This is a genomic window from uncultured Arcobacter sp. (assembly GCF_937982575.1).
GTDB lineage: Bacteria > Campylobacterota > Campylobacteria > Campylobacterales > Arcobacteraceae > Arcobacter.
This window is the reverse complement of the sequence record NZ_CALJLR010000029.1, coordinates 1-12434: the sequence shown is the minus strand read 5'-3', so window position 1 is coordinate 12434 and position 12434 is coordinate 1. Positions and strand designations below refer to the sequence as shown.

Below are 12434 nucleotides of genomic sequence, written 5' to 3'. Positions count from 1 at the left end.
CATTCCTTGAGTAAATATAATTTTACCCGATTGACACGGAATTATGAACGATCCCACTTCTTCCAATAGTATTGAAAAAACACCTATAAAAAACACCTTTCTTTCTTCATTAATCATTTTTCTATTACTACTCTCATTATTAGCATTTAAAGAGTTTTTCAATATCAGTTTATTTTCTATAACTTCTTTATCAATATTGGCTAGTGCACTCTTTTTCCTAATATTTTCTTTATACTCTGATAAAGGAATTGAGCAGTTTGAAATGGTAAAAAAATTATTAAAATTATGGAAAAATTAAATCTAATTCATTTTTTTTGATATGTTAAAATGACATTTGATGCGAATTTACTAAATAGTTTATATTTTGATAAAAACTTATCTAAATTAGAAAATTTAGTAGCAAAACTTGGATTATTAGTCAGCTTATATATTATCCCTGATAAAATATGAAATTTATACTCATTAATAAATTTTAAATCATATGTATCTAAAATATTTTTAATATAGTTTTCTGAATATACCCATAATTTTTCTTCTTTGTTTTGATAAAACGTCTTTACTAATGAAACATTTTCTAAATAATGTTTTGTAAAGATATATTCAAAACTTCCACTTAATTCAAGCTCTAAAATTAAATATGCATTTTGTTTTAGAAGTCTACTAAATTCACTAAGTGATTGTAATGCATCACTATAGTTTAAAACACTTCCAACACAAAGAATAATATCGAAAGAGTTGTTTTGCAAAGGTATTTGTTCTATACTTGCAACTACATAATTTTTTGTATGTTGAATATTCTTTTCAACAATATCCAAATGAATATGTTGAAAACCAGTTAAATCATATTCTTCACCTGCAGAGCCTGCATTTAATATTAAAAGATGTGAATCAGTATTTATGTTTTTTACTGCTTGAGTAATATAATCTTTAATGGTTGTATGAACATAATAATGCCATTTATCTCTTTCATCCCAAATAACATCAAGCTTAGAATATTTTTGCACTACTTCTTCGATGTCAAGTTGTTCACTCATTGATAATTACCTATTATCAATCATTCATCTAACAAATTAAAATGCCTCCTTGGATGTTTTGTATTAAGTATTTTCTTTTGCTGTTTCATATTTACTTGAGTATAAATTTGTGTTGTAGAGATTGAAGAGTGTCCTAACATATGCTGTATATATCTTATATCAACACCCTCTTCCAAAAGCAATGTAGCAAATGAATGTCTAAACATATGGGGAGTTATATGTTTATCAATCCCTGATAATTTTTGATATTTTTTTATCATTAATCTTACTGACTGTTCTGATATTTGATTACCTAATCTATTAACTAATAAATATTGATTTTTTTCTATTAGTTTATTATATAAAGCTAAGTATTCTTTTAATAGCTTTTTTACTTCACTATCACAAATTTGTATTATTCTTTCTTTATCTCCCTTACCTTTAATTTTTATAATACCTGTTTGTAAGCTAATATTATATTTTGTAATATTGCATACTTCCGATACTCTCATACCTGTACTAAATAAAATTTCAATAATTAACATATCTCTTACTAAAGCTTTATAGCTATAAATATCTTTATTTATAAAACTGTCTTTTGCTTTATATAAGAACTTTAACATTTTTCGTATCTCTTTAAGTTCTATTGTTTGTGGTAATCGTTTTGGTTCTTTAATTTGTACATTTATTTTTCTAAACGGGCTTACTAAAATAATTTCATCAAACTCTAAATATGTAAAAAAAGCTTTTAGTACGGCAATTTTTCTTTTAATAGTTTTTACCTGATATTCAGATTGATATAGCCTTTGAATATAGTCTTTTATAAAAAATTTATCTAGTTCATTTACATCTACACTTCTATAGTCTTTATATTCCTCAAATTGATTGAGGTCTATATTATAAGCCTGCAAAGTTTTTTGACTTAAATTTTTTTCGTATTCACAATGAAATTTAAAATTTTTTATTGCTTCTGCTAGTTGCATGAGTTATCCTTAGTTTTTTGAACAAAATAATACCCACTACTTTTATGAGAGCATATTTTAAGCAAGCCCCATTACAAGGTTCTTGCTATTACACTACTCTCAAACTCACAATAATCAAATCTCAAATCTCTAGCCATTTTTTTATAACCTAAATAAAATTCTAACTTTTAAGTGTAACTCCATAAAGTCTCTTAAGCGGACACTCTTTTATTATACTTACCTTGCACAATTTGACACCCATATTTAGCTTTTATATCGTCCATACTCTTCTGCTTAGGATTTCTTCCTTTCATCTCTCCATAGTACCACATCTTCTTTTTTGAAGCCCATTTAAAGCCTAAATCTTTTAATACCTCTTTTATAGCCCTAGTATTTCCTTGTAACCAAATCCAAGAACCTACAACCTCGATAATAATATTTTCATAATGAAGAATTTGAGAGATAACTTTTTCTAACTCCAAATCAAACTCACTATCTTCTGAAAAATTAACACCATTTTCCAATATATAGTTATATACCTCATTAAGTATCTTAAATAGTTCAGTAGAACCACCAACATCAGGATGAAGTTTTTTAGCTAAATTTTTGTATATTTTCTTAGCCTCATTAATTCCACCTATACCTTTAAACTCATTTTCAATTTCTACCTTAGTCATAGTAAACCTTTTCTCAAATATTTTTAAAAATGTTTGTCGGCTATAAGTCGAAACTAAAGCGAAAGCAAAAAGCTTTCAAGACAAACATATTCTTTTGGGCTTAAATGCCCTTTTGAACAAAGACCGAGAATGAATTAAATTTAGAGAAAAATACTACTTGTATTATTTTTATATAGATTTACATTCGTAAAAATTCTCGTGTCTCAAAAGGGTTTTAAGTTTTAAAGAACTTCATAAATTAAGTAGATTTACCTTGTAGATGTTAGAGGAGTGGGAACGACTATATTTTGTAGGAAGAGTAGAGACCGAGGCTCTACGGTGGCAATACAAGACTTTGGCTTATATTTTTAGATTACTGAGCTTTCGCACCTAATTTTAATCGATATGCTTTCTAAAACAACTGTAAGTAGGGCATAGTAATAAAATACTCCATGGTACTTGACACTAGTTATTGACTATTCTAAATCCCCATAAATAGGGGCTTAAAAAAACTGAAAAATACATGTCAATAGATATGACAAATGCTGAGAGAATACCGCTACTACCGAATGTAACACTATAAAATTAGGTGCGAAAGCTCAGTAGATTAATTATTAAAAAATGAATTTTGTAACACAAACTGTGATATAAATTAGATATTATATTAGTAATAAAATTTTTATGGGAGAGTGATATGTATGAAAAAATGTATAAATTAGATGAAGTGTTAGAGTTTTTCAAAATTGAATTAAGTATGGTTAATGATGATAGATTTTCAGAGCTATATAATATGATTTCAAATCCACATCTAAGAGTTAATGACAATGATAAACAATGGGTAGCATATGTCACACAAGACAGTGAAAATAAAACTGTAGAAGATGCCATGAAAGCTATTTTAGATGTTAATGCCATAGACTGGATATTGACTGAAGAAAAAAAAGTTAAAGAAGCTATCAAAACTACAGGAAATTTATTTATAAATAATGGTATAAAAAATAAACCGAGAATCCCATTCTATATTATGGTATTAGATGAAATGGTAGATTAATAAAAAAAGGGAGTTACTCCCTTTTACTTTTTATAACTCTTTCAGCCCTAGCTTGTCTTGCCTTAATAGTTTGAATAAATTCAGACTCTTTTTCAATAGATATACAATTTCTACCTACCTTATAAGAAGCTACACCAGTCGTACCACCTCATGCGAATGTATCTAAAACAATGTCATTTAGATTTGTAAAAACTTTAATAAGACCACCTATAAGAAATTCAGGCTTTTCTGTAGGATGATTACTTTGTTTATTTTTTCATATCTCGTAATTAAGAACATTCTTCATCTTTGATTGTTCCAAAAAATTAAAAGTTCTTGGCTTATTATAGTTTCATCCATCATTAACTAGCCAAACTCAAAACTCATGACAAGATCTAAATCCATTTTTTCTATACTGCATTTGTGGATTAGTTTTATTAAAAATTATAGGATTACGAAAAGTAAATAATCATCTTTTTTGCATTTCATAAGCTAACCGTCAAGCATAACGATAAGAAAAAAAGAGTATCAAACTAGCATTAGGTTTTAATACTCTTTTGTACTCATTACACACCTCAAAGACAAACTCTATATATTCATCCTGAGAATCCCACTTATCCCACTCTCAAAAGTCAGCTTTGACTATCTTATTTCATCTCATGGTAAGTCATGGATGATTAGAAATATTATAAGGGAAATCCGCACATATAAAATCTATGCTGTTATCAGGTAACTTTTTCATAACCTCAAGACAATCTCATTGAATCACTTTGTGTATTGCTTTTTTCATAATATAGAAAATTACAAATATAAAATAGTAGGACGATTAATCCCACCAATTAATCACAATGCGAGTAATGACTGTCAAATGTAATATTTTGTTACCAATGAAATTATTTATGCAAAATGTGGTTTTTGAAAAAATTGAATATTACTAATTGATGACAACTCTAATTTGATGATTTTCAGAACTAAAATATTTTCAAAAAACATTTTATAGTTATTTGTTTTTAAGAGGTATTTTTGATATTAAAAAATACCCTTAAAATCGCTTATTGTACGATTTTAAAGGTGGTTGATTGACTGCAACGATGATATTCTTCGGGAGAAGTGATGATAAAGTATAAATACATTTAAACTTTTTTACTTTAAAATTTTTATTGAAGAGGGTATAAAATTCTACCCTCTTTTCAAAAAGTTTATTTTTTTGAACTTTCTGATGGTTTTAGAGATGGTTTATTTCCTGGTGTACTTTTGTTATCTCGACGTCTTTGGTCTAGTTTACCTGTAGATTTTGCTTTAGGTTTTGGTCCTGGCTTTAATCCCATGTTGTTTTACCTCCTTTTCTAAGATACTATTACTATATCCTTTTTTCCTAATATATTTTAAAAACTTTGCAATTTGCAATATTATTTGATTATAGTTAAAAAATGTACTATGTTATAAATATTTTCTAAAAGGTTATTAATATGTTTAATATTATTAGTGAAGTTTTTAATACAAGAGAGATAGCTACCGTAATTATCATTTTAGTATTTACTATTTATGCTTTATCCAAAAATGCCAATGAAATCTTAAAATCTATGAAGATGGTAATAAAATCATTTTTAAATATAAAAATCTGAGCTTTCGCACCTAATTTTATAGTGTTACATTCGGTAGTAGCGGTATTCTCTCAGCATTTGTCATATCTATTGACATGTATTTTTCAGTTTTTTTAAGCCCCTATTTATGGGGATTTAGAATAGTCAATAACTAGTGTCAAGTACCATGGAGTATTTTATTACTATGCCCTACTTACAGTTGTTTTAGAAAGCATATCGATTAAAATTAGGTGCGAAAGCTCAGATAAAAATAATAACACCTATCTTTATAATGTTTTTATATTCCTTATTTTTAGTCTATCTTCTAAACAGTTTGGATTTATGGGAAAAACATCAAATTAAAAATTACATATTTTGGTTAATTGGTATTGGTATACTAACCCATTTTAGACAAGATAAGTACAGTATTAAAAGTGTATTTAAAGATACATTATCTTTGATAGTAATATTTCAATTCTTTCTCACTTTTTATACTTTCAATTTATTTTTTGAATTGATATTTATATTTATTATATCAATCTTAGCAATGGTAAAAGTTATTATTGATAATGATAACTGAGCTTTCGCACCTAATTTTAATCGATATGCTTTCTAAAACAACTGTAAGTAGGGCATAGTAATAAAATACTCCATGGTACTTGACACTAGTTATTGACTATTCTAAATCCCCATAAATAGGGGCTTAAAAAAACTGAAAAATACATGTCAATAGATATGACAAATGCTGAGAGAATACCGCTACTACCGAATGTAACACTACAAAATTAGGTGCGAAAGCTCAGAATGATAAGAATTATAAAGATAATAAGGCTATGGGAAAGCTAATAAACAGTTTATTCTTAATATTTGGTTTTATATTAATCTCTCTTACAATAAAGGAATATTTATATAATTTTGATGAGTTTGCTAACTCGAAAACTTTATATGATTTTTTTGTACCTACATTTTTATCTATAATGACAATCCCTTATTTTTATCTTTTTTTTATGTTTGTAACTTATGAAAGTAGCTTCATACCATTAAGCTATGCTGTAAAAGATAAGAAGCTACTAAACTATGCTAAATTTAAAGGTATATTAGCTTTTAATTTTGATGCTAAAAGCTTCCAAAAATGGTCACAGAATTTATTTACATATGACATTGATAAAAGTACTATTAAAGAATCTATCCAAGATATAAAAAAATTAAATAAACTGCAAAAAAATATATATCACGTTGACATTAGTAAAGGTTGGCATCCATTCGTAGCAAATTTGTTTTTAAAAGACTATGATATTCAAATTAATGATTATCGTAGGTCTTATTCTGATATATGGAGCGGTACATCAAACTATATCAAAAATATTGAAGAGAATAGTGATATTTGTTATAAAATGGAAGGTAATCTTGAATATATATATAAATTAGAATTACAACTATTTTTTTATCATAAAGATAAAAAAAATATTGAAAAATCATATAGTTTATTTGTGAACTTATGCAATGACTTATCAATAGCTTCTATTGATCATGAATTATCTGATAAGCTATTGAATTCATTAATTGGTAATGATGACTTAAACATAGACTTTCATAATAAAAAATTTAATGTTACTCATAAATCATTTGACACAGGAGCTTATAAATTAACATTTTCCATAAGTTAAGTAGTCCTTGTTTTCACAATATCTTTTTCATAATGAAAAAGCTTAATAATACTAGCTCTCATTAAATAAGATTCTCCTCAAATGTATTTAAAAATATTCTGTCACGATGGAGTGACAAGATACTTTAACCTTTTAGATGTGAGAAGAGTGGAAACGACTTTATTTTATCGGGAAGAGTAGAGACCGAGGCTCTATGGAGCAATCAGAGACAAGATTCTGATTTTTAGACAAATTCTCAAAAAACATTTTTTATAACATAAAGTGTGGTATATTTTTGATATTATTTAAACCTAATTAAATTATAGGAAGTTAGATAATGATTGAAGAAGTATTTATTAAAGCATTTATAACAAGAATAGCTAATGCAACTATGGATATTATAATGGGGAAGAAGAAAGATGAATCAGAAAATAATTCTTCAATAGATGAATCACAAGTACAAGTTTTAATTAAGCAAAAAATAGAAGAAGAGTTCAAAAATTTACAAGAAGATAAACAGGAAATTCAATTACTTGATGCCGTCAGAAGTTCATTTGTTCATAGAATCCATAACCTTTTTAAACAATATAGTATTAGACTTGAAGAAGTACCTATATTTTTAAAAGAGTTCAATATTACACATAAAGATGTTCTATATGAAGAAAGTTTATTAGAAAAATTTGATGATAACGTAATTAGTTTTATTGCAAATACTTTAGATATAAATAAAGATTGGATTTATGGTAGACAAGATTATATGTTATCAACTCAGCAACATGGATATTATAAAAATTCTACGTTTTTTTATAAAAATCTTATTAAAACAAATCCATCAGCAGTATATATTTTTACAAGTAGAGTACCTAACAAAAGCTTTGATGAAGAAAATGATGGCAATTCCATACGCATAATTGTGGAATATACAAAACTAAATTTAAATGGAAGGAATATTAAGTCTTATACAGTATATGATGATACATGTAGATATGGTTATTGGCGATGTAGATATGAACTAAAAAGGTTTATTCTGGGCTTTAAAAAGGACAATATCTTATTTGATTATATACGAGGTAGAGTACTTCCTAATCTATATACTAAAATTGAAATGTTTGCAGAAGGAAAAGTTAATTTTCGATACTTAATTAATGAATCAAAACAATGGCATCCTGAAGACTATGTGTTTTTTCCAAAGGATAGTTCGTGTTATATAGAAGATGAGTTAGACGAATTACAAAAAATAGTTGATGAATACGACAGCATGAATAGCTATTAATTTTAGATGATAGGTTAGTTAATAATAGAAATCTTGGCTCTGTAGTAGTTATAAAAAATAGACACTCTAATTTTAATATATACTTATTATAGGGTAATGAATACTCATAAGCATTAAAATATTACAATTTGACATATTTTTAATGGATGCTAGAATAATCAAGTATAATTTACAAAATATTATAATAAGGAAGATTTATGAATATATCAAAACAAGAACATTTAGATGAATCATTACAAACACATAGAATGGCTCATATTGATGATTTATTAAAAAAATACAAGGATAAAAGAGATACTGTAAAAGAATCTATAGAATCTAAGTATGGAACAAATATTTATGCTCCAATGAATTCAGGCTCTTTCGCCAAATATACAGCAATAAATATAAAATTTGATTTAGATTTATTGGTTCCATTTAAAAGAGACTCTTTTGATACTTTAGAAGCAATGTTTGATGACATATATGACTTCTTATATGAAGAATACAAAGATGAAGCTACTATTAGAAAACAAAAAGTTTCAATAGGTATAGTGTTTCATAGTGATACTGATGGAGATGAAATTGATTTAGATATTGTTCCTGCTAGAGAACTGAATAAAGATACTTACTCTAATGATAATAAATTAAATTTATATGTAAATTCGATGTATGGTACTATACAAGAAAAAACATATTTACAAACAAATATTAAAGCTCAAATAGACCATATTACATCAAAAGAAAATGATAGAAAAATAATTCGTTTATTAAAAATTTGGAAAAATCATAATAATGAATCTTATAAATCTTTTTTGCTTGAGTTACTGACTATAAAAGCTTTTGATAAAGAAGATATTAGTGGAAACTTATGGGAAAAGTTAAAAAAAGTGATGGAATATATAAAGGATAATGTAACACAAGAAAGCTTTACACTTAAAGACCCAGGTAATAGTGGAAATAATGTTATAGATACATTAACTTCATTTGAAAGAACAAATTTATCTAATACAATGGATAGAATTATTAAGAACATTGAGGATAATGAAGATTATATCAAGAGTTATTTTCCAGTCAATAAAGACTTTGAAGAAGAAGATGATGACAAAAATGCTTCTCAAAGAGGATATGGATTAAAAACTGCATCAGTATCCGCTTCGCTACCACCTAATAATACGAGATTTGGATAATCTGCATTACATGTTAAATATTGAAAATATAAAAGAGCTAATATCAGATATTTCTTTTATAAATAAGATTCATTCTATTGAAAAAAAAGACTCAATTATCAAGGGAGAAGTTGGGATTTTTTTCGATGGCTTAGATAAAGTCTTAGACTTTAGTTTTGAAATATATCCACAGTACCCATTAAAACATCATAATTCTGAATCAATAAGGTTTTCCAATAGAGATTTAATTGAAATAAATCATGTAATGGAAGATGGCTATATATGCATACATAATTCTCATAATCTTAATCTCAAACAAAAACTTTTAATTGATTTTGATTCACTAAAACAATGGATAGAAAAATACTATATTAATAATAAGAAAGACTCAAACTACGAGCATATAGTCGTTGAAGAAAGTTTAATTGATGATGAATACTATTCTTATATTTTTACTGACATTAATTATAAATTTAATAAAGGTGATTATGGAGAAGTGAAACTTTCTTCATTATCCAATACTATTTTTAAAGAAAAAGGCATACAGAACTTTCTAGTTAACAGCTTTATACTAAATAAAGTCAATATTAATTGTCAGTGGAATTCTTACTATCAAAATATTAATACAGACAGAATAGGTATATTTTATTTTTTAGAAGAACATCCAGCAAAATATAATAAATTTATTTTCAAAAATTGGAAAGATTTTGATGAATTAATCTCAAAAGATTTTCTAAACTTTTTACATCAGCTTGAGCAGAAAAAATTTAAAAAATATAAAGGAATTCTATTACCATTATTTTTGGGCTATAAAACTATAAATGATGAGATTCACTGGCAAGTAGCTTTAATCAAGTTTGGAGAGTTTCCTATTATTGGAGAACAGGAAATTTTACTTGGACTTAAAACAGGCAAATGGAATAGTAAGCTTATTGACAGTGATATTAAATGGGCTTTAACAAGAAACTCTTCATATAAATATTTTTTTGGTCGTGGAACTTTAGACAAATCTATTACAGAGAAAAAAATTCTTATAATTGGTGTTGGTGCTATTGGTAGCATGATAGCAAAAACATTAACTAGAAGTGGTTGTAAATATATTGATATTGTAGATTACGATATCAAAGAACCTGAAAATGTATGTCGCTCTGAATATATATTTCAATTTGGACTCACTGATAAAGTGACTGAATTACAACAAATTTTAGTGTCAATATCTCCTTTTTTAGAAATCACACTTTTAAAAGATGAATTTTTTGAATTTACCACTAAAATTATTTATAAGAATAATGAAGGTAAAGAGTTTCTAACTTCAATTTTAAATGACTATGATATAGTTTTTGATTGTACTACAGATAATGATTTAATGTCAATTTTAAATAATTTAGATTTAAAATGTGACTTAGTAAACTTATCAATTACTAATCATGCTCAAGAATTAGTGTGTGGGTTTTATCCTAATATTTATCACTTTGTAAATACTCAATTTGGAGGCATTTTACAAAATGATTTACATGATTTATATGAGCCGACAGGTTGTTGGAATCCAACTTTTAAAGCCTCGTATAATGACATAAATACACTAGTCCAATTTTCGATAAAACATATTAATAATCTTTATAAAAAAAATAAGCAAAAAAATAATTTTATTGTTGAGATGAGTCATGATAATTTCAAATTAGAAATAAAAGAATATTAATGAAATTAACAAATACATATAAAAATGTAAGTTTGATGATTAAAGAATCACTAGTAGGCAAACTTACTCAAATTGCTCTACAAAATTATCCTAATGAAAGTGGTGGTTTTCTTGTCGGATATTATTCAGAAGATTTTATGACACTCCATATAACTGATTTTGTATTGCCTCAACAACAAAAAAGTTCATCATTTTTATTTCAAAGAAGCATAGTTGGTATTAAAGAAGTTTTTAATAGACTCTTTGCAATAAAAAAGTATTATTATACTGGGGAGTGGCATACTCATCCAGATGGTTCTTCTATGTATAGTCAAACGGACTTAAAAGCTATGATTGAAATTGCAACTTGTGAAACTGTTAATATTACAAATCCAATACTATTGATTTTGAGTGTTAGCAAAAACAAATTACAAGATTTTTCATTTTATATTTATGATAATAAAGGATTATATCGCTATGAGTAAAATAAATTTAAAACAATTATTTGAGGGGCTTCAAAATCAAATGGTTGCTCAGTTAAACACTAATAGAGAGTTTATAACTCATCCTGGCTCTAAAGGAGATTCTTTAGAAAATGCTTGGATAGAATGGTTACAAAAATATTTACCGAATAGATATAGTGTTGATAAAGCAATAATTATAGACCATGAAGGAAATACAAGTCAACAAATTGATATTGTCATTTATGATAATTGGTTTACTCCTTTTATCTTTTCTCAAAATGGTTTTCATTATATTCCTGCTGAGGGTGTATATGCTGTTTTTGAAGTTAAGCCTGATATTCAAGGAAATGTCGGAGATAAAAGTTATATTGAATATGCTGCTGAAAAAATTGAAAGTGTTAGAATATTAAAAAGAACCTCTACTGATATGATAAATTCAGGTAGAGTTACACCAGCACGACCATTAACAAAAATTATTGGTGGTATTTTATCTAGTACAAATTCATTTACTCATAAAAACAATGATACAATAATACAGCATTTAAGCGGACAAGAAGGACTTAAAAGTATTGATATAGGTTGTATCGCTGATTATGGTTTTTTTTACATTGATTACAAAGGAGAAGAAAACACTCAAGAAATGAACTTCAATACAAGAATAGTAGATTACTATAATAATAGAGGTATCGAAAATATCACATTTAGTAATTCAGAAAGCTCTTTAGTATCATTTTTTCTTCAATTAACCAATTATTTACAGCAAGCAATAGGTACTATTCCTGCGATTGATTTAAATGCTTATTCTAAAACTATTGGGTTTAAGATAGACAAAGAATTATAATATTATAAGGGAGTATCGACTTAAACTTTTATAGTTTAAATAAACCATGTTTCTCATTTTAATAAAACATGGTTTATTCATTTTTATAGGTAGTGTTCAAGATTCCGTGTCAGCATCGGATAATTCCTAAAATTGTATCA

Annotated in this window: 12 protein-coding genes and 2 pseudogenes; 8 read left to right on the top strand and 6 right to left on the bottom strand. The window is 26.4% G+C overall.

Annotation, left to right across the window (positions count from 1 at the left end):
- Positions 1-305 precede the first annotated feature (305 nt).
- The 3 genes from Q0617_RS15665 to Q0617_RS15655 form a co-directional block, all read right to left on the bottom strand.
- On the bottom strand, positions 306-1034 hold the full coding sequence (locus tag Q0617_RS15665; RefSeq protein WP_298754833.1) for a class I SAM-dependent methyltransferase: 729 nt from the start codon (positions 1032-1034) through the stop codon (positions 306-308).
- A gap of 20 nt (positions 1035-1054) precedes the next feature.
- Positions 1055-1996 carry a tyrosine-type recombinase/integrase gene (locus Q0617_RS15660; protein ID WP_298754831.1) on the bottom strand — a complete coding sequence of 314 codons (942 nt, stop codon included), beginning with the start codon at positions 1994-1996 and terminating at the stop codon, positions 1055-1057.
- 191 nt (positions 1997-2187) lie between these two features.
- A complete protein-coding gene (locus tag Q0617_RS15655) occupies positions 2188-2652 on the bottom strand; it encodes a J domain-containing protein (RefSeq protein ID WP_298754829.1) in 465 nt (154 codons plus the stop codon).
- Positions 2653-3325: 673 nt separating this feature from the next.
- On the opposite strand from Q0617_RS15655, the gene Q0617_RS15650 reads away from it, so the two are divergent.
- Complete coding sequence (locus Q0617_RS15650) at positions 3326-3682, top strand: hypothetical protein (RefSeq protein ID WP_298754825.1); 357 nt, start codon at positions 3326-3328, stop codon at positions 3680-3682.
- Between the two features lie 148 nt (positions 3683-3830).
- Here Q0617_RS15650 and Q0617_RS15685 read toward each other — a convergent pair.
- The 3 genes and pseudogenes from Q0617_RS15685 to Q0617_RS15645 all read right to left on the bottom strand — a co-directional run.
- Positions 3831-3920: pseudogene (locus tag Q0617_RS15685) on the bottom strand (DNA methyltransferase); the annotation flags it as partial.
- A gap of 240 nt (positions 3921-4160) precedes the next feature.
- Positions 4161-4274: pseudogene (locus tag Q0617_RS15680) on the bottom strand (hypothetical protein); the annotation flags it as partial.
- 586 nt (positions 4275-4860) lie between these two features.
- On the bottom strand, positions 4861-4989 hold the full coding sequence (locus Q0617_RS15645) for a hypothetical protein (RefSeq protein ID WP_298754823.1): 129 nt from the start codon (positions 4987-4989) through the stop codon (positions 4861-4863).
- Positions 4990-5130: 141 nt separating this feature from the next.
- Between Q0617_RS15645 and Q0617_RS15640 the strand changes: the two genes are divergently transcribed.
- The 7 genes from Q0617_RS15640 to Q0617_RS15610 all read left to right on the top strand — a co-directional run bounded on the left by Q0617_RS15640 (position 5131) and on the right by Q0617_RS15610 (position 12294).
- A complete protein-coding gene (locus Q0617_RS15640; protein ID WP_298754821.1) occupies positions 5131-5286 on the top strand; it encodes a hypothetical protein in 156 nt (51 codons plus the stop codon).
- Between the two features lie 791 nt (positions 5287-6077).
- Positions 6078-6911 carry a hypothetical protein gene (locus tag Q0617_RS15635; RefSeq protein ID WP_298754819.1) on the top strand — a complete coding sequence of 278 codons (834 nt, stop codon included), beginning with the start codon at positions 6078-6080 and terminating at the stop codon, positions 6909-6911.
- Between the two features lie 316 nt (positions 6912-7227).
- Positions 7228-8163 carry a hypothetical protein gene (locus tag Q0617_RS15630; protein WP_298754817.1) on the top strand — a complete coding sequence of 312 codons (936 nt, stop codon included), beginning with the start codon at positions 7228-7230 and terminating at the stop codon, positions 8161-8163.
- A 197-nt stretch (positions 8164-8360) separates the two neighbouring features.
- Positions 8361-9332, top strand: a complete 972-nt coding sequence (locus Q0617_RS15625) for a hypothetical protein (protein ID WP_298754816.1) — start codon at positions 8361-8363, stop codon at positions 9330-9332.
- 10 nt (positions 9333-9342) lie between these two features.
- Positions 9343-11010: a ThiF family adenylyltransferase gene (locus Q0617_RS15620; protein ID WP_298754814.1), complete on the top strand. Its 1668-nt coding sequence runs from the start codon at positions 9343-9345 to the stop codon at positions 11008-11010.
- The gene (locus Q0617_RS15615; protein WP_298754812.1) at positions 11010-11474 is read left to right on the top strand and encodes a Mov34/MPN/PAD-1 family protein; all 465 of its coding nucleotides are present in this window, start codon (positions 11010-11012) and stop codon (positions 11472-11474) included. Before Q0617_RS15620 ends, Q0617_RS15615 begins: the two co-directional genes overlap by 1 nt.
- Positions 11467-12294, top strand: a complete 828-nt coding sequence (locus tag Q0617_RS15610; protein WP_298754810.1) for a DUF6602 domain-containing protein — start codon at positions 11467-11469, stop codon at positions 12292-12294. The genes Q0617_RS15615 and Q0617_RS15610 overlap by 8 nt, the downstream gene beginning before the upstream one ends.
- Positions 12295-12434: the final 140 nt, after the last annotated feature.

Bases quoted from the DNA above. Each gene is read 5' to 3' on its own strand.
- Q0617_RS15655 (WP_298754829.1), bottom strand. From the start codon at position 2,652: ATGACTAAGGTAGAAATTGAAAATGAGTTTAAAGGTATAGGTGGAATT.
- Q0617_RS15665 (WP_298754833.1), bottom strand. From the start codon at position 1,034: ATGAGTGAACAACTTGACATCGAAGAAGTAGTGCAAAAATATTCTAAG.
- Q0617_RS15660 (WP_298754831.1), bottom strand. From the start codon at position 1,996: ATGCAACTAGCAGAAGCAATAAAAAATTTTAAATTTCATTGTGAATAC.
- Q0617_RS15620 (WP_298754814.1), top strand. From the start codon at position 9,343: ATGTTAAATATTGAAAATATAAAAGAGCTAATATCAGATATTTCTTTT.
- Q0617_RS15625 (WP_298754816.1), top strand. From the start codon at position 8,361: ATGAATATATCAAAACAAGAACATTTAGATGAATCATTACAAACACAT.
- Q0617_RS15610 (WP_298754810.1), top strand. From the start codon at position 11,467: ATGAGTAAAATAAATTTAAAACAATTATTTGAGGGGCTTCAAAATCAA.
- Q0617_RS15635 (WP_298754819.1), top strand. From the start codon at position 6,078: ATGGGAAAGCTAATAAACAGTTTATTCTTAATATTTGGTTTTATATTA.
- Q0617_RS15615 (WP_298754812.1), top strand. From the start codon at position 11,010: ATGAAATTAACAAATACATATAAAAATGTAAGTTTGATGATTAAAGAA.
- Q0617_RS15645 (WP_298754823.1), bottom strand. From the start codon at position 4,989: ATGGGATTAAAGCCAGGACCAAAACCTAAAGCAAAATCTACAGGTAAA.
- Q0617_RS15630 (WP_298754817.1), top strand. From the start codon at position 7,228: ATGATTGAAGAAGTATTTATTAAAGCATTTATAACAAGAATAGCTAAT.
- Q0617_RS15640 (WP_298754821.1), top strand. From the start codon at position 5,131: ATGTTTAATATTATTAGTGAAGTTTTTAATACAAGAGAGATAGCTACC.
- Q0617_RS15650 (WP_298754825.1), top strand. From the start codon at position 3,326: ATGTATGAAAAAATGTATAAATTAGATGAAGTGTTAGAGTTTTTCAAA.